At 54.9% G+C, this 18,768-nt stretch carries 13 protein-coding genes and 1 pseudogene; all 14 read left to right on the top strand.

All coding sequences use genetic code 11. The features are described from left to right. A partial coding sequence (locus RMSM_RS39295) for an H-X9-DG-CTERM domain-containing protein (protein ID WP_008692928.1) occupies nt 1-184 on the top strand: 184 nt, incomplete at its 5' end. Between the two features lie 966 nt (nt 185-1,150). Further along, nucleotides 1,151-2,845, top strand: a complete 1,695-nt coding sequence (locus RMSM_RS36465) for a glycosyl hydrolase (protein WP_052031510.1) — start codon at nt 1,151-1,153, stop codon at nt 2,843-2,845. Nucleotides 2,846-2,881: 36 nt separating this feature from the next. Then, nucleotides 2,882-3,610, top strand: coding sequence for an RICIN domain-containing protein (locus RMSM_RS05870; protein WP_040764291.1), 729 nt, complete (start codon nt 2,882-2,884; stop codon nt 3,608-3,610). Beyond that, the gene (locus RMSM_RS05865) at nt 3,610-4,011 is read left to right on the top strand and encodes a GEVED domain-containing protein (protein WP_008692922.1); all 402 of its coding nucleotides are present in this window, start codon (nt 3,610-3,612) and stop codon (nt 4,009-4,011) included. Before RMSM_RS05870 ends, RMSM_RS05865 begins: the two co-directional genes overlap by 1 nt. Nucleotides 4,012-4,127: 116 nt before the next feature. Next, nucleotides 4,128-5,738, top strand: coding sequence for an ISKra4-like element ISRma1 family transposase (locus RMSM_RS05860; protein ID WP_008692921.1), 1,611 nt, complete (start codon nt 4,128-4,130; stop codon nt 5,736-5,738). A 76-nt stretch (nt 5,739-5,814) separates the two neighbouring features. After that, nucleotides 5,815-6,219 (top strand): hypothetical protein, encoded by a 405-nt coding sequence (locus RMSM_RS05855; protein WP_144057405.1) that lies wholly within the window; start codon nt 5,815-5,817, stop codon nt 6,217-6,219. A 181-nt stretch (nt 6,220-6,400) separates the two neighbouring features. Continuing rightward, nucleotides 6,401-9,229, top strand: coding sequence for a sulfatase-like hydrolase/transferase (locus tag RMSM_RS37795; protein WP_236622022.1), 2,829 nt, complete (start codon nt 6,401-6,403; stop codon nt 9,227-9,229). A gap of 353 nt (nt 9,230-9,582) precedes the next feature. Continuing rightward, complete coding sequence (locus tag RMSM_RS05840; RefSeq protein WP_008692918.1) at nt 9,583-12,699, top strand: PVC-type heme-binding CxxCH protein; 3,117 nt, start codon at nt 9,583-9,585, stop codon at nt 12,697-12,699. A gap of 5 nt (nt 12,700-12,704) precedes the next feature. Further along, the gene (locus tag RMSM_RS05835) at nt 12,705-13,235 is read left to right on the top strand and encodes a sigma-70 family RNA polymerase sigma factor (RefSeq protein WP_040764286.1); all 531 of its coding nucleotides are present in this window, start codon (nt 12,705-12,707) and stop codon (nt 13,233-13,235) included. Continuing rightward, entirely contained in the window at nt 13,232-14,572 is a 1,341-nt protein-coding gene (locus tag RMSM_RS05830; protein ID WP_008692916.1) for a FecR family protein, read from the top strand. Before RMSM_RS05835 ends, RMSM_RS05830 begins: the two co-directional genes overlap by 4 nt. Before the next feature lie 121 nt (nt 14,573-14,693). Continuing rightward, nucleotides 14,694-16,004, top strand: a complete 1,311-nt coding sequence (locus RMSM_RS05825) for a sulfatase-like hydrolase/transferase (RefSeq protein WP_236622024.1) — start codon at nt 14,694-14,696, stop codon at nt 16,002-16,004. Between the two features lie 103 nt (nt 16,005-16,107). Next, on the top strand, nt 16,108-17,829 hold the full coding sequence (locus RMSM_RS05820; protein WP_008692914.1) for a sulfatase family protein: 1,722 nt from the start codon (nt 16,108-16,110) through the stop codon (nt 17,827-17,829). Continuing rightward, nucleotides 17,726-18,400 carry a 3-keto-disaccharide hydrolase gene (locus tag RMSM_RS41980; protein WP_315850130.1) on the top strand — a complete coding sequence of 225 codons (675 nt, stop codon included), beginning with the start codon at nt 17,726-17,728 and terminating at the stop codon, nt 18,398-18,400. The genes RMSM_RS05820 and RMSM_RS41980 overlap by 104 nt, the downstream gene beginning before the upstream one ends. Nucleotides 18,401-18,475: 75 nt before the next feature. After that, a pseudogene (locus RMSM_RS05810) lies at nt 18,476-18,768 on the top strand (gfo/Idh/MocA family oxidoreductase); the annotation flags it as partial.

The raw sequence follows: 18,768 nt of genomic DNA, 5'->3' as shown, positions 1-18,768 counted from the left end.
TGGGGCACATGTTTTATTAGCAGACGGTTCAGTCCAATTCATCACAGACTCCATTGACGCCGGTGATCGCAACGCCGATAGCATTTCTAAAGACTACAACAATGAAGGTCGCGAAAGCCCGTACGGGGTCTGGGGTGCACTTGGCTCGATCGGCGGCAAAGAGAGAATCGAGAATGATTTCTAACGTCAAGTGGATCAATCCAGAAAACCTCATCATTGCCCAAACGGTTAACACTATGAAGCTCAAACACGACGTAGGCCTCACCTGGCTACTTTCTCTTTTGATTTGTCTACCCATTGCCGGGGTCGCTGGTTGTACACAATCTACGGAGACTCGAAAACTCGAACCAAAGAGTGACGTCGATTGGGACGCCATTCGGGCACGAGATGAGGGTATGGCCGATAACTCGGACCCGAATGAACAGGTTTCCGAATGAGCTACGTTACAGTGACGAGATGCATTTTCTATCTACTCGCTGGTGTGCAAGCCGGAAGTGTTAGCGTCTCAGGAGACCGGATCCGAGATTTCATTGAGTCAGACACGAACGGAATTATCACGCTGATCGTCGTCCGTGAGACACAAGAACGAGCCTGGGACGGTGGTGGACTCGTGCATGCTTTCATGAGCAAGGAGCACCCTTCTGAATTGCCTCCAACGTTGCGATTGATTGGGGCGCAAACGTCCGGAGAATGCCCCAGACGCTGCAATCCCTGCCTTCGAGGCCCTTACAAACATATTACAACAGTTCAATAGCGATCAGGCGTTAAAGCAGGAATGGCTCGTGTGCTCGATGATGCGTGGACCAAATAAACGGAAATCTTTCACACGCCGCTTATGTTTCGAGGGGCTCGAGACTCGCCGGATGTTGGCAGGGCCGGAGTACCCGGTTTTGAACCTGACCAAGTTCCAGTACACAAACGCGGACTTAAGTGGCGGCGGAACCAAGCCCAGCGAAACGACTAATGGAGTTGTTTCTAACGACTCGGTTTGGTATCCCGGAGGCTCAGGGCCACACTGGTTGGAGGTGCAACTGCAAACGCCATATCCCGTTGGGTCGGTCCAGCTTTATTTGGGCTAGACGACGGTTACGCACCAAGTGCTTTCCAGATTCAGTACCACGACGGTTCGGACTGGCAAACGATTGTGAGCGTGTCGGAAAACACCAACACGGAGCTGAATCTAATCTTCCCCCAGGCTGTGGAGAACGCGACGCGTTTTCGTATCTACACCGCACTTTCCGCTATTCGGGTAAAGGAGTTTGTTCTTCTGCCGCCCAATGGTGGAATGGGGCATCCACTAGGCACGGGCGTGAACCTCAATTTAGCTTCGCAGCGCGCGCCGACAGTGTCGTCGGTGTTTGAAAATGCGCAGGGAGTCTACTATGCAGCCAATGCGGTCGATGGTTTGGTTGCCGACAATTCACGCTGGTTGGCGGATCCGTCGAGCACACAACCGAACACCATTGAGGCCAAGCTCGTCAGTCCGCACCGCGTAGGTTCTTTGCACGTGTACTCTGGCTTTCAAAACGGAAGCAGTGTCTCGGATCCGCTTGCTGACTTCAACGTTGAATTCTATGACGGTACTGACTGGATCTCAGCCCCGATTAGTAGCGTTTCGTCTGGAACCGCCACGGGCAACTCGGTTACAGGAAATACCTCAGCGGAGCTTGTTGTTAACTTCTCTGAGGTTGTTGCGATTGAAAACGTTCGATTGACTTTTGACCAGAATTATGGACGCATTAGGGAATTGGTTGTTCTTCCGAGAACGAACAGTAACGAAAGTGAAGCGGGTTTCCCGCTTGGCACGTCCGTCCAAAGAGCGGCAAAACCCGACACTCAATTCGCTGAATTCGGCGATGCATGGTTTCGGATTGCTGCACGAGGAAGCAGCGATGTACTGGTTGCTTCCGAGGCAGGCGTCACGCAAACGGATTCTGGCAACCTGTTGCTTCAAGAGAGTCGTTTTCAGCTGTTGTATTCTTATGCACTTGATGCGTACCGAATTCGCAACAGGGTTAGCGGCAGAGCACTGGAGGTGGAAAATGCATCGCTCCTGTCAGGTGCCGCAATTGTTGAGGGTGAATACTCGGCCGCCCCGCATCAGCTCTGGCGGCTCGAGACGACAGATTCCGGCTACTACCAACTGATCAACGTGTGGTCGGGGATGGCGATTCAGACCAGTGGTGGATCGTCCGCAGAGCTCACACAGCAGTCCGTCGATACGTCCACCAATCCCATCAATCAGCAGGAATGGAAACCGTTCTTTCGAGACGACTATTTCAAAAAGGGCACAGGTGGTTGGGTGGGTTCCTATGGGACCGGGTGGGCTTACAACTGGAATCGTAGCGATCCCGATCTCCCTGTAGATCAATTCTATGTGCCCATGCAGCATCGAGCCGGTTGGCCTGACTTTTCGACGCTGCATACGAAATACGGTGACTGGCACCGCGATGTGAAGCCGTCGTACTTTCTTGGGTTCAACGAACCGGATCGTCCAGAGCAGGCGAATATGACTGTCGAGCGGGCGCTGGAGCTTTGGCCGCGGCTCGAAAATTTAGATTTACCTCTGATTTCGCCAGTGCCAGCAACTATCAACGCAAGTAACACCTGGCTTGCCACTTTCATGGACGATGCCGATCAGCTGGGATACCGGACCGATTACGGTGCTGCGCATTGGTACGCGGGGCCCAACGTTGGAAGTGTCTTTAATCGAGTTGACGCGGCACAGGACGCTTCCAATGGCCGCGATGTCTGGCTGACTGAGTTTTCTGTTGTCGATTGGAGCGGCGGCTCAGGAAACTGGACCGAAGAGGATATTCAAAGCTTCATTCTTGAGTTTTTATGACGGGCGGAGACGAAAGAAAACCTGAGCAAATACGCCGTGTTCCTGTTTTCAGGGACAAGTCTGGCAGATAGTCCTTGGACCAAGTCGACCCCACGTTCTGACTTCTTCGTCAACGGCGACATCACTGCGTTTGGAAAGGCATACGCCGCCTGGGATGGTGACACGACTATTCACAACGACACCCCCTATATGATCTACAACCGGCAGGCCAAGCATCGGATTAAGAACGATGATTCGGCAGGCCCCGAGACTGCTTGGATTCGGCGAGACGATGTGGCCGTACAATGGCTGTTGCGCAATTCCGGAAATGGAACTAAGTACATTCAATCGGCAAATGATGGAAAGCTCCTTCGGTGGAACGGCTCTCAGCTGGACTACGCACCAGCGGATACCACTGGAGACTCCGTTGAATGGTCGATTGATCCCGAAATCTACGGATGGCACAACATTAGCAGCGCCCTCGACGGCAAATTCCTTCAGTTGTTGCGAACGAATAACAGCAGCGGCGCGCCGCTGACCCAAGAGTTTCAAATGGTGTCTACTGCGAGTTCCGAGGCGGCCGATTGGTGGTTTGCGAAGCCCTACATTCCAGCCCAACCGTCGACCGATTTTGGCGACGCGCCCGCCCCCTATCCGACCCTGGTTGGTGACGATGGCGCCGCTCATGAAGTGACAGGGCCGCGATTGGGTGATACCCGAGACGGTGAATTTGAGGGGCACCCAGCGCCAACGCCGATGCGGATGGCAACGACGAGGACGGTGTGATGTTTGGCGTGATTGGACTGGCTAGTTCGGTGGCGGCAGTCAACATCGACTTGCAAAATGCTGATGTCGCACGAGTTGACGCCTGGCTCGATTTTGACGGAAACGCGACATGGGACGCGACGGACCAGATCCTGGACAGCGTGCCGGTGGTTGCGGGCCTGCAGACGTTGAATTTTGCGATCCCCGATGGCGCCGTTGTTGGCAATACCTACGCACGCATTCGGGTGAGTACTGCAGGCGATCTCGATCCGTCAGGAACGGCCATCGACGGTGAGGTCGAGGACTATGTTGTGGCGCTCGTTGCGGATCCGGCGCCGATCGTTGAGCGCGTCGTGATTAACGACGATTCCTCGAATCGATCGAATGTAACCGAGGTCGCAGTAGTTTTTGACAGGGTGTGACCGGCGTTCCGCCGGTCACTCTGTGAGGAATTGCCGATCTGGGTAACGAAAAAGCGGCCAACCTGCCATGATCTGGGTTCTCGACATCCGAATCATACCGGCAGGAGGCCGCTAAGATGAGCGTCGAACATTCAAGTGCAAATGGCAACCCCACTTCGGCGACAAAGTCTCCGCAATCGCCTGCCGATCTTGCAGAGCAATTGAAGCAACATGCCGATCACCTCCGTATGAGTGTTCGTGAGGCTGCCAGGCAAGGACACTCGTTCGATCAAACCGAGCGATCCGTTCAAGATGCTCTCAGGACAATCGGTTGCCAAGCAATGCAGTTTTTCATTTCAATGCAAGGAAACAGTGATCTGGGTGACGAAGTCGCCACTGACAGCGGGCCAGTTTTGAAACGCAGCGAGCAGACCGCCACCACCCACATTCGGTCCATCTTTGGGATGCACACCTTCGAGGAGTTTACCTATGCCGCTGGAAAGAACAAGACGATTGCACTGCGACCGGTGAGTGCTCGGATGCAGCTACCGCCGTCACGTTGGTCTTTCCTGCTCCAGGAAATCTCACAGGCATTCTGTGCCGAAGCGGCGTTCAATCAAGCAGCAGACCATTTGGAACTGGTTTTCGGTGGCAAGTTCTCGGTCGACACCATGGAAGCGATCAATCTCAGCATGGGCGTCGACGCCGGGGAGTTCTTGGATCGGCTCCCAAAACCCGATCCGCAGGAAGAAGCGGAGTTCCTCGTCGCTACGGCGGACTGCAAAGGCGTCCCGTTGCTAAAAAAGGATGCCGCGAAAGTGAAAGCCTTTCAAACCGCCAAGAAACGTCCTGGCAATCGACGCATGGCGACAGTCACAAGTCTCTACAGTGTCGATCCTTATTATCGCACGGCCGAAGACCTACTAGCCGCACTCTTTCGAGAGGATCCCACTCAAGTCGACACATCGACCGCACCCACGGTACGTCCCGAACCGCAGTTCAAGCACACGACGGCTCACTTCCCAACCATTGAGGTCGATGCGGAAGACGATCAGGAAATTCGGATTAGCGGAATTCACAGTGGGTTAGCTTGGCTCGCCACCGAAGTGCAATCACGTCGAGCTAAGGATCAGAAATTAATTGTCTTGATGGATGGCCAAGAGGCTTTGTGGGACACCTCGGCGATGCACTTTTGCGATCAACACACCGTTGAGATACTCGATTTCTTGCACGTGGCAGTTTACATCTGGGCGTCCGCCGCGTTGTTTCACCAGAGCAGTGAGATGAAAGAGGCTTTCACCCGTGATCTTTTGGGTCGGCTACTTGCTGGCGAAGTCAAGAGCGTCATCCGGGGTCTGCGTCGTATGGGTTCGCTGCACAAGCTCACAGGCGAAGCGGCAGATGATCTTGCACGCATCACGGGCTATCTTGAAAAACATGCTCAGAGGATGAAGTACGATGAATACCTCGACATGGGCTACCCAGTTTGCTCCGGCGTGATTAAAGGAGCGTGTCGGCACTTGGTGAAAGATCGAATGGAACGCAGTGGGATGCGTTGGTCACTTGAAGGCGCTCGCAGTATGCTCCATGTTCGAGCTACATATCAGAGCGATTACTGGAACCAATTTCATGACGAACGTAAAGCAAAGATCATGGCCCGTACACACACCAACCGAGCTCTTGTCGCATTCAACAAGCTGTCGGAACTCGCGTGTTGCCCGGCGGAACGCCGGTCACACCCTTTTTGACACGGAGGTCACGACGCCCGATTCAGCGTTTCAGGTGATCAACCGCGATTCTGGCGAGGTGGTTGATAGCCCGATAGTGAACGCGACAGTGGACAGCGGCAAAACCATCAGCGTGTTGAGGTTTGGAAGCCCTGGGAACCTTGTCGTCGAACGCGACAACGGCGTCCATACGTTGAGGGACGGAAACTACCAACTCAACATTCTAGCGTGGCGCGTCGCGACGGTGGGTGGTGGTCCCAACATGGCCGAGAACTACTCCTTCGGGGACGAGGAAGTCGATGGCTTCTTCCGTTTCTTTGGCGACGGCGATGGAGACCGCGATACGGACGTAGCTGATTTGGGCCAGTTCGGTGCAGCCTTCCGCAGCCGGTCAGGCGACGATCATTTCAATTCGGACTTTGACGTAGACGGCGACGACGACGTAGACGTTGCCGACCTCGGGCAATTTGGTCAAAGGTTCCGAGAGCGAATGGATTTCTAAGTCTCGCGAGATCGCCGAAATGGGTCGTGCCTATAAGATTGACCGCCGACGCCGCTACGTATTGTCCCTTTCTCACGACATTTGAAATGCATAATCGGATAAACATGAATGGACGCATCGCATGAATCGCGCTTACGAAAAAGCGGTGTATTCAATACTCCCGACAATGTTGATTTTGATCGTGTCCTGCTCTTCAAACGCGGGAGCCGCTAAGCCAAACTTCTTGTTCATCATTGCCGATGACTGCACCTTTCGGGATATCGGCTGCTACGGCGGGCAAGCGAAGACTCCGAATATTGACCGTCTGGCAAGTCAGGGCGTGCGGATGAAGCGTTGCTTTCAAGCCGCGCCGATGTGTTCACCTACTCGGCACAACATCTACACCGGGCTCTATCCGGTAAAGAGCGGCGCGTATCCCAACCACACCTTCATCAAAGACGGCGTGCAGAGTGTCGTGCATCACCTGAAGCCGCTCGGTTACCGCGTCGCACTTTCTGGCAAACGACACATTTCACCGGAAGAAGCGTTTCCGTTCGAGTATTCCGGCAAGAAGAATCCGGATATGAACGCGATCAAAAACTTGTTTCAGGAGTCCTCTGAATCCAGAACACCGTTCTGTCAGTTCATTTGCTCGAACGAGCCGCACGCACCGTGGAACAAAGGGGACGCTTCGGCGTATCCGCCAGCGGACGTCAAGTTGCCACCGTATTTCGTTGACACGCCCAAGACCCGCGAAGAATTCTCAAAGTATCTGGCCGAAATTACCTACTACGACGATCAGGTCGGACAGGTCCTAGCGCTCCTGAAGAAACACAATCTAGAAAACAATACCGTCGTGATGGTCGTATCCGAGCAAGGGAACAGTTTCCCATTTGCCAAATGGACGTGTTACGACCACGGACTGCAATCCGCAATGATCGTCCGCTGGCCCGGAAAAGTTGCTGCCGGTTCACAGAGCAATGCGATGGTCGAATATGTCGACGTGCTGCCGACGTTTCTCGAAGCAGCAGGTGGTGACATCCCCGATGTGCTTGACGGGAAAAGCATGTTGGGCGTCCTGACAGGAAAGACAGATCACCACAAGAACTACGTGTTCGGGATTCAGACATCACGCGGCATCTTCGCAGGTCCCGACCACTACGGAATCCGCTCCGTGCGCTCAAGCCAATTAAAGCTGATTCACAATCTCGATCCCGATGCCAGATTCTATAATTCGATCGACAAGAAAGAGTTTTTCAGGGAATGGAAGACGATGGCCGCCGAGGATGATGCGCACGCCACTGCACTGGTCAATCGCTATTACAACCGGCCCGAATTTGAGTTGTACGACATCGTCGCAGATCCACTTGAACAAAACAATCTGGCAGCCGATCCCAAATACGCCAGCGAAATCTCATCGCTCAAATCGCAACTCGCGCAGTGGATGAAGTCGCAGGGCGATCTGGGGCAAGACACGGAGATGGCCGCCATTGATCGCATGAACACCGGCAACGAGATGGTCAAGCAGGCTCGCGGAAAAGATACTGGATCGAAGAAGAAAAAGAAGAAGAACGGCAGTGGCCCCAAAAGAGGCAACCCAAAAAACACACCCGCTTCCACCGAACGCGTCGAATCAGCCCACTCGGTAAACACGCACATCAATCGGGCGAGCGGGATGAATGTGCTGTTCATCGTGATCGATGATTTGTGCAACTACCCAACGATCATGCAAAACTACCCTGGCGTGAAGACGCCCGCGTTCGAGGCGTTCGCCAAAACTTCGCTGCAGTTCACCCGTGCTTATTCGCCCGGCACGATGTGCAACCCGTCGCGAAGTGCCATCCTCAGTGGCATCGCCCCGTATCGTTCGGGCCTCTACACCAATGGGCAGCAATGGCAGGACTCACCGCTACTGTCTTCGGTCAAAACACTGCCGCAGGCCTTTCGTGATTCAGGTTACCACACGGCCGGTTGCGGAAAACTCTATCACTCCCGGCCAAGCGTCGCGCAGTGGCAGGCCCAGTGGGACGATGATGCAGGAGGCGAAGGCAAGTTTGCTCCACGAGCCAAGCCTTCTCCGATTCCGGATTCGGTTGGCGGACCGGCCAACTTCACTTATGGAGCGATCGATGAATCGGAGGTCAGCGACTTCCAAATCACGAAGTTCACCAAAAGTCGTCTCGCGGCTCAGTACGATCGTCCATTCTTCGTTGCCCACGGAATTCGCTACCCGCACAACCCCTGGACTGTCCCTCAGCGATTCATCGACCTGTATCCTGCGGATTCGTATTCTTTCCCGCCGCCTGGCTACAAATCCGACGATTTGAACGACCTTCCTGCGGTCGGCAAACAGTATGCGAGGAAGGGGCCCGATCGTAAGGCGCTGGCCGATTCGGGACACTGGGAACCGACCATTCGCCATTATCTCGCATGCATCTCTGCTGCCGACGAATTGTTCGGCGACTTGATCGCGTCGCTTGATGCCAGTCCACACAAAGACAACACGATTGTCGTCGTGTGGGCGGACCATGGATTTCACATGGGCGAGAAGGATCACTTTGCCAAATACGCCCTTTGGGAGCAAACCACCAATGTGATGTTGATGGTTCGCGTACCTGGCATGACGAGTGGCGGGACGGTCTGTGAGCGAACGGTCTCTTTGCAGGACTTGTATCCCACGCTTGTTCAGCTCTGTGGCCTTAATGATCCTGGGCATAAGTTGGATGGACGGAGTGTCGTTCCGCTTCTGAAGAATCCAAGTCAAGACTGGCCGCACTCAGCTCTCACAACACACATGAAGAATGATTTCGCATTGCGAAACGAAACGCACCGCTACATCCGCTATCACGACGGATCGGAAGAACTGTACGACCATACCAGCGATCCCTTTGAGTGGAACAACAAGCTTCACGCCGCGAATTCTCGGAAAGTCATTGCGGAGTTGTCATCGCAATTGCCGGCCGAGTCCGTCGATCCGCTCAAAAGCGGGAATCGCAAGGCGAATCGCAACATGCGACGTCAGGAACGGTAGCTGTGCGGCGACATCGAGGTTCGCAGCTACCATCACCAGACGGTGGATCGTGACCCTCTTCCACGCGTTGGCGAGAGTAGCCACAAGTGAAAATCTCACGTTCTTCTGAAAAGATCGAAGGCTCTGTCACACCACGGCTCCAGCGTGGAGAGAGGGAGAGTGAAGGTACAGCCCAAATCTGTTTTCGCCTTCGTCGGAAAGCCATTTTTGCTGACGGCATGCTTCCGTTGATTGCCACTGACGTGAAGCGGCTTCCTGAACAAAAACATTAGTTTTTTGTCACGCAAGGCAGTTGCCATGGAGATTTTGTGATTGAAGCGAGAAACCCCCAGTCCAAACACGTGATACAAGTTATGCAGAAATTCTTAGATCGACCGGTGCGTACGTGTTTTATTGTCCTGGCCGCTGCTTGCGGTTTGGTCGTTGATGCAGCTGCTGGCCAGCGTGAATCTGACCAAGCGGTCGTGGAGTCGCTGCTTCGACTTGGGCCAAAGGGTGTTGAGCTGGTCCGTGAAAACCCAGGTGTGCAGGCAGGCGTTGATCGTTACTTGGAATCGCACAAGGGGCAGCGAAGCTACCTGAACGTAGTCTCGAAGCTGGAACTGAGCGGACATGCAGATGGGTTGGCGAGTTTCCTGACGCCAGACATTGATGGCAGTCTTCAAGCGGAGGCGATCCGGCTATTGATTCGTAACGGTGGGCTTGATGTGTTGGCGAAAGTGTTGTCGAAAGACGATGAAGCGGCCGTTTTGGTAGCCGGTGGACTTGGGCTGGTGAACAACAAAGAGTCGCGAGATTTGCTGAAGTCCCTGGTGATCGGGCGGTCGTCCAGTGCGCTCAAGATCGCGGCCACCGCGGGGCTCGGCCGTGCGAAAACCGGCCAGGAATTCCTGCTCCAACTTGCTCGCAACGGTGACTTGCCCAGCGAATGCAAGTTCCCGGCATACAATGCGATGATGACTTCAGCGAATGAGGCGATTCGCAGTGAAGCGGAAAAACTGCTGAAGCCTGAACCGACGACAACCGGTGAGACGCTGCCACCGATCCGTCAGCTTGTTCGTCGACGGGGTGATGGCAAGAACGGGAAGCTTGTCTTCAATGGCAAAGGTACTTGCGGGAACTGCCACAAGGTCCATGGCAAGGGAAAAGAAGTTGGACCGGATCTATCAGAGATCGGCAGCAAGCTATCACGCGAGGCGATGTATGTGGCGATCCTGAATCCCAATGCAGGAATCAGTCACAACTACGAGCAGTATTCGATCCTCACCGTTGATGGTTTGGTCTTGAACGGGCTACTGGTCAGCGAGACCGATAACGAAATCACTCTAAAGACTGCCGAGGGCGTTGAGCGCACAACGACGCAGGACGACGTCGAAGAGTTCATCAAGCGAGACGTCTCTTTGATGCCTGAGAATCTGCACAAGTCGATGTCCGTTCAGGAGTTGTTGGACCTTGTCGACTATCTGGTCTTATTGAAAAAGAAGGACGAAAAGGGATTTCATGAGTTGGGTGATGTGGCAACAGGCGAATTAAAGCCGGCCTCGCGGGAGGCCGCTGATGCGACCGAGGGGATCGATGTCGCTGACGGCCTTGCAGTCAAGTTGTTTTCTTCCGAACCCGATTTGTTTAGCCCCAGCAACATCGATGTTGACCACCTTGGTCGAGTCTGGGTCTGCGAGGTCGTAAACTACCGACACTTCCGAAACCCGTACAACGAAGTGCGAGAGGAAGGCGACCGCATTCTCGTACTGGAAGACACCGATGGAAACGGTCAGTGCGACAAGCAGACGGTGTTCTATCAAGGACGAGATGTTGATTCCGCGCATGGCATTTGTGTGCTCGGTGATCGCGTGATCGTATCTGCCGGCGACAGCATCTTTGCGTTGGCGGAAACCGATGGTGATTTGAAAGCCGACGACAAGCAGGTGTTGTTCACTGGAATCAGCGGTGCGGATCACGACCATGGAATTCACGCGGTTGTGCCGGGGCCGGACGGAAAGCTGTACTTCAACTTCGGTAATGAAGGGCATCAACTGAAAGGGCCCGATGGCAAGCCTGTCGTGGATCGCTCTGGGCGCGAAGCCGCCGATAGCGGCAAGCCTTACCGACAAGGGATGGTCTTTCGCTGCGATCCGGATGGTTCCAATGTGGAAACGCTCGGCTGGAATTTTCGGAACCCCTGGGAGTTGTGCGTCGATTCTTTCGGAACGATTTGGCAATCCGATAATGATGACGATGGCAATCGAGCCACTCGCATCAACTACGTCATGCAGCATGGCAACTATGGCTATGTTGACGAAGTGTCCGGGGCACGATGGTCCGCGCCCCGAACCGGAATGCACGACGACGTGTCTCTTCGTCATTGGCATTTGAATGATCCGGGAGTTGTCCCGAACGTGCTGCAAACCGGAGCTGGCTCGCCCACCGGCATCATGTTCTACGAGGGTGACCTGCTTCCACGGGAATACAGAAATGGGCTGATCCATTGCGACCCTGGTCCGAACTCTGTCCGTGTCTACTCGCTATCCGCAAGAGGTGCTGGCTACAACGCATCGCAAGCCGGTATGGTTGAGGGGACTCGTGATAAGTGGTTCCGGCCGGTCGATGTTTCTGCGGCTCCTGATGGGTCGCTGTTCATTGCCGACTGGTACGATCCAGGCGTCGGCGGTCATCGTATGGGCGACACGAAGCGCGGAAGACTCTTCCGTGTCACACCAAGCAGTTTGAAGGATCAGTATTCTGTTCCTAAGCTTATCTATGAATCTGTCGACGGAGCGATCGCCGCGCTCCGAAGCCCAAATACGTCGGCTCGGTATCTTGCGGCCAAGACGCTGCGTGAGATGGGCACCAAGGCGGAATCAGCATTGCATTCCTTCTACACGGAAGAAGTTCGACCGGAGCTACGAGCGCGGGCATTGTGGGTGCTTGGCAGTATCGACGCACGGAAATATGTGCAACTAGCGATGGCTAACGAGTTGCCTGACTTGCGTGTCGTTGGTGTTCGGATCGCGGTTCAGCACGGGCTGGATGTCACGACGGTACTCAAGGACGTGATGAATGATCCATCGCCAAAAGTGCGGCGTGAGCTTGCGTTGTCGCTGCACGGATTGAACTCCAAGGCCGCGGCCGAGATGTGGGCGCGGCTCGCAGTTGGGCATCGTGCCGGTGATCGATGGTATCTGGAAGCATTAGGAATCGGTGCGGATGGCAATTCAAAAAACTGCTTTGACGCTTGGAAAACGCTTGCCGGACAGGAATGGAATTCGGCTGCAGGGCGAGAGATCGTTTGGCGCATGCGATCGCCCGACGCTTGCGAGTTGCTTGCGGAACTGATTGGCGGCGAGGACGTGAACACGGTGGAGCAGCTAAAGTACTTCCGCGCGTTTGACTTTCACCCGAATAGCCCAAGCAAACAGGCGGCGCTTGTGGATCTCGCAACGCGACCGTCACGCACTGCGAGTGGGAAGTAACAATCATGTTGAACGAACAGCAACAGGAACAATTCACGCAGCTTTGGACGGAAGCTCAACCCTCCGTCGGCAGATACGTTTCGTCTCTAGTCCGTGACCAATGGGCCGCTAAGGATGTTATGCAGGGTGTGTCGCTAGCCTTGCTGCGCAAGTTTGATCAATATGATGGATCGCGACCTTTCCTGCCTTGGGCATTGGGGATGGCGAAGTTCGAGGTTCTTGGACACCGAAGGGATGCCGCGAGAAATCGAGTTTTCCTGAGTGCAGGACCTCTTGATCAGTACACAGAGATGTGGGCGGAGGTATCACCGCGTCTGGACATTGAAACGGTCGTGTTGGACGAATGTGTGCTGAAGCTTTCTGACCGCCAGCAAACATTGGTGCGTCTGCGATATTCAGAGGAGCTGACGTCCGGTGAGATCGCGGAACGCTTGAGTCTGACGGCGGCAAACGTTCGGAAGATTCTTGACAGGACTCGCGATGCCCTGCGGCGTTGCGTCGAGGCGAATCTACGGCCCACAGGAGACGCGCGATGAATGACGAAGAGATTCAAGGATTGATCAACGATTGGTTGAATGATTCGCTTGCCGCTACGGAAAAAGCGACTCTGGAATCATGGTTGGCGGAACATCCTGACCACATGCGTCAGTTCGTGGAAGCCAATGTGCGCGACCAGATATTGGGCGAGGTGGCGAAGACCAAATGGGATACCGAAGAGACGTGTCTGCGCACGGCATCAAAGCAGAACCATCGGCGCCGCATTCCCAAGGCAATCGTATGGGCTGCAGCAGTGGCCGCGACGTTGCTGATCGGGATTCAGTTCTTTACGTCCAATTCCTCAGGAGGTGCGACCGCTCAAATCGTGTCTCTCAGCGGCGTACGAATCGGCGGATATGAAAATCCGCCTCGCGTTGGCGACGAGTTGCAACTGACTGATTTTCAACTTGAGACCGGGTCATTGACCATGATGCTTGCATCAGGAGTGCGATTGGAGTTTGTGGCACCCGTCGATGCGACGTTTGAAAGCGACATGCGTTTGAAGCTTGTCGAAGGCTGCTTGAGCGCGAATGTCGGCGACGATGGTACAGGGTTTACGGTGGTTACAAATGCCGGTGAAGTCGTTGATCTGGGAACGGAGTTCGGTATCGAAGCCGATCGGGATGGTGAGTCTCGCGTTGCTGTTTTTTCGGGGTCGGTTGAGTTCCATCCCAACGCGGGTTCGCAGTCGACGGAATTCATCACGCTCACCGAAGGCGAGGCGCTGCGGTTTTCAGCACGTGGCGGATTCGAGCGGTGGCAACAAATTTCGCTGGCTGCCGATCGAGCTGGTTTGACCGGCAAACCGAGCACCGGAGTTGTCCGTGAAGTCCATGACAACTTGCGAGACGGTGAACTGAGGCGTTTTTACGGCGTCGTTCGAGGCGGGATGAAACCCGGCGCTCTGGCCTTTACCGATAAGGAGAATCCGGTTTGGTCGGCGATGCCGGGCCAGGAGTTTCCTAGCTGGCTCGAAGGTGCTGACCTGATCCGCACTTATTACCGTGTGAGTTACTTCAAACAATTTGAACTTTCAGTAACGCTTGGCGGATCCGCCGATGTTTTTCTGATGGTCGCTCCCAACGAAACGCCCGATTGGCTGGAGGGGCAATTTCAACGAACCGGTGTTCAACTGCGCACTGGACCATGGCATCGAGAGGTCTCCGGGCACCCCGACGCGCTGATCAGTGGGGACGGAATCTACATGACGTTCGACGTCTGGAAACGATCCGCAAGTAAAGGTGAACTCAAATTCGGCCCGCCACCGAATCGCAAGGACGAAGGAATTCACTCGACCATGTACGGACTGGCCGTGAAAACAAATCGAGCAAACTGAGCCTCACCCACAAATGCCCATCATGAATTCACAACTCACACATCTTGTGCTGATATCAATCGCCGTCGCCACTTTCGCCCACCGCACCGATGGTGCCGACCAACCGAACGTTGTCATCATCATGGCTGACGACCTTGGTTGGGCCGACATCGGAGTTCAGAACGAACAAGCGACAAAGGACATCACCACACCTAACATCGACAAGCTATTTCGATCGGGGCTTCGATTCACGAACGGATACGTCGCGAATGCAACCTGCGGCCCATCACGAGCGTCGCTGATGACCGGGCGATCCAGCAGTCGATTTGGCCTGGAAGACAACATCGAGTCGTGCGTCCCGACCTCCGAAATCATGATCCCGCAGATCATCCGTTCGGCCGGCTACCGATCGGGAGTGATTGGAAAATGGCATTTGGGTCACCTCCCTGGCCAGTTGCCGCTGGAGAAAGGGTTCGACGAGTTTTACGGATTCCTCGGCGGCAACCATCACTACTTCTCGAACGCCAAACCGGTCTTGTCAGGCACAGAAGAGGTGACTTTCAAAGGCTATCTGACAGACGTCCTGGCAGACAAAGCCGTTGACTTCATCGAACGCAATCACAAAGTACCGTTCTTTCTGTACGCCGCGTTCAACGCGCCGCACTCTCCCATGATGGCAACGCAGCGATACATCGAACGGGTTGTCCGGCACCAGCCGCGGTTTGAGCCAGTGTATGAACGCATTAAGCAAGTCAAGGGTCGTGATGCACTGCCGCATTTCAGCATGTCTGACTTTCGATCACCTGATGCTGACCCGGAAGTGATGCGGCTTGTCTACTGCGCCATGGTTGCCGGATTGGATAACGGGGTCGGCAAGATCATGGCTGCCATCGAGAAGGCCGGCGTCCGCGAAAATACTCTGGTGGTCTTTCTGAGCGACAACGGAGCGGCTCTTGCACGCCCGACTGACTTCGGCGGAGTCAACCTGCCACTCCGCAGCGGAAAGGGAACGATCTTTGATGGCGGAGTTCGAGTCGTGTTCGGCGCTTCGTGGCCGGGTGTGATTCCCGCTGGAGAAGACTATGACGGCATTGTCAACTCCACGGACCTGTTTACCACCACCGTCGAGCTGGCCGGTGCGAAGGTTCCTCAAGACAGAGCGATCGATGGCGTCAATCTCATGCCGTGGCTCACGGGCAAAAAGAAAGGCAACCCGCACGACGCGTTCTTCTTTCGCCGCAAAGACCGCGATAGCTGGTCGCTCCGTTCGGGCGACTTCAAGTGGGTGAAGGACCGCAAATCCAGCATGACCGCTGCCGGACAACTCTACAAGGTTTCCGAAGATGTGTCTGAATCGAAGGATGTCAGCTCAGAATACCCAGAGAAGAAAGAGGAACTCATTCGCCTTTACGAAACGTTGACGAAAGACCTGCCCGACCCTGTTCGCGAGTGATCACACGACATTCTGGCTGAACACAACCGACCACGGCCAGGTTCGATGGTCTCCCCACCTCTGTGCCCAACATGAAAATCAGACTAAATAGGAGATGAGATACATGATTGATCGACTCGCAAAGCTGCTTTGCCTCTCGCTGCCGATGTTAATGACGGTTGCTCATGGCGGCGCGGCTCATTCCGCTTCGCCGAAAGCTCAACCAAACATTATTGTCATCTTTATTGACGACATGGGGTATGGCGACGTTGGATTTAACGGAGTGACCGGAGCCAAGACGCCAAGCATTGATCAAATGGCAGCCGAAGGGATGATCTTTGACGATTTCTATGTGGACTGTGCCGTGTGCTCTGGTTCACGGGCAGCGCTGCTAACCGGAACACGCTATCAGCGGCTAGGAATGCGGCCCGTATTGTTTCCCGATGGTGATGTGGGGCTGAATCCTGATGAGGTCACCATCGCAGAAGTGCTCAGAGATTCAGGCTACAAGACGGCGTGTGTCGGAAAATGGCACCTCGGGCATCTGCCACCGTGCTTGCCCACGTACCACGGGTTCGATTCCTACTTTGGCATCCCCTACAGCAACGACATGTGGATCGACCCCGCCAACCAGCTAGCCAGCGATATCGTGCTGCGTCAGGGAGTCACGCTCGAGGATCTCCAGGCGGGCAAGAAAGTCAAGAACTGGGTACCCATGATGCGTGGCGAGGAAATTGTGGAGTATCCCGCGAATCAAGACACGTTAACCAAACGCTACACCGAAGAAGCGATGGCGTTCATCAAAGACAACAAAGCCAAACCTTTCTTTCTCTATCTGCCACACTCGATGGTCCACCAACCGCTGGCCGCTTCCCCCGAGTTCCAGGGTCGCACGAAAACCGCCCTGGGCGACGCGATTGAAGAGGTCGACTGGTCCGTCGGTGAGATCATCAAGACACTGAAGGAGGAACAGCTGGCTGAGAAAACGTTGGTGATCTTTACCAGCGACAACGGTGCGGCCCTCGGATCGTCACGACCACTGCGGGGCAAGAAGAGGAGTATCTATGACGGCGGGATGCGCGAACCCACAGTGATGTGGTGGCCTGGGCAGATTCCAGCCGGAACAACGTGCACCGAATTGGCGTCGAGCGTTGACCTGTTGCCCACCCTGGCTGGGCTTTCGGGCGGCGAATTGCCGGAGCGAAAGATTGACGGGAAAGACATCTGGCCGTTGATGGCGGGCCTCGAAGGTGCCAAGAGCCCTCACGACACTTACGTGTTCACATACGGTGCCGGTGCCGTCCGCAGTGGCAAATGGAAATTCTATCCGTGGTCGGAATCTAATACTCGTAAAGACAAGGCAGCTCAACCGCGAGGACGTGCCGCGTCGCCGCTACCCGTCCAACTGTATGACACAGACGCCGATATCTCAGAAACCAAGAACTTGGCCCAGCAGTACCCCGACGTCGTTTCCCGACTTCAGTCGGCCTATGACGTGTATCTCGCCGACGTCAACGCGACCAAACGGTCACTCGCGGTGATGACTCGGCCTGATGGATCCCTTTCCCCAGCTCGCCCGTCGATTCGGAAAAAGGCAAATCAGGGTACGCGAAAAGCCGAAGCGAAACAGGACGCAACATCCGCGAACGCAACATCCGCGAACGCAACATCCACGAACGTAACGCTCACGAATACAACACTCGCGAACGCAACCGGAAAAGGGAACTCCAAAGAGTACAAATCTGAGATCGCATGGGCTGAACCCCCGGTCGTCACTCCCGGCAGCGTGGACAAGTGCTCCCCCTTCGGATGCGGTTGTTCTTTTTCGCGAGCCCGAGGACATTGACAATTGGAAAAACGGCCAGGAATGGAAAGTCGAGGACGGCAATCTGGTCGTTGGAGATGGCTCCATCTTCAGCAAAGAGACCTTCGGCGATTGCCAGTTGCATGTCGAATGGTCATCGCCCGTCGAGAAGCAAGGCAGGCGGAAATCGCAGGCGCTAGGCAACAGCGGCATCTTTCTGATGGGCATTTACGAATTCCAGGTACTCAATTCCTATCAAAACCCAACCTACTTCGATGGCCAGGCAGGCGCGATTTACAAACAGGTGCCGCCTGCGGTCAACGCAATGCGCCCTCCTGGGCAGTGGAACAGCTATGACATTTTTTGGACGGCGCCACGATTCGATGATGACGGAGAGTTGCTTTCGCCCGCCTATATTACCGCGCTGCATAACGGAGTCCTGATCCAGAATCACTTTGAAGTCAAGGGAGACACTCCTTATACGCGTCCGCCTTCGTACAAAGCGCATGCTCCTCGCGGCCCCATCAAGCTTCAGGACCATCGCAGCCCCGTTCGCTTCCGTAACATTTGGGTTCGGGATTACCAGTCCGCACAGGTCAAGCAACCAAACTAATCCTCTCGCTACACGATTCCGCGTTTTCATGCCAACGGCGCGGTTCTCACTGCGTCCATCATTCGGAGATTCTCAATGAGCACTAATCATCAGCCACGACGCGAATTCCTGAAGTCAGCCGCCGGGGCTGCCGCCATCTTGACGCCATGGGCGAGTGCCTCGCACTCGTTGGCAGCCGATAGAAGTCCCGACAGCAGCGAGCGTCTCAACCTTGGCCTAATCGGTGCCGGCGGCATCGCTAAAGCAAACGTGTCATCGTCAAAGTCCTGGCTCAATTTGGTCGCGATCGCCGATGTGGATGCGACGCATCGTGCCGCTTTCAACAAGCGGCATGCTGGCGGCAAAGCGAAGCTGTACGAAGACTATCG

The organism is Rhodopirellula maiorica SM1 (assembly GCF_000346295.1).
Taxonomy (GTDB): Bacteria; Planctomycetota; Planctomycetia; order Pirellulales; family Pirellulaceae; genus Novipirellula; species Novipirellula maiorica.
This window is presented reverse-complemented; position numbering and strand designations above follow the sequence as displayed.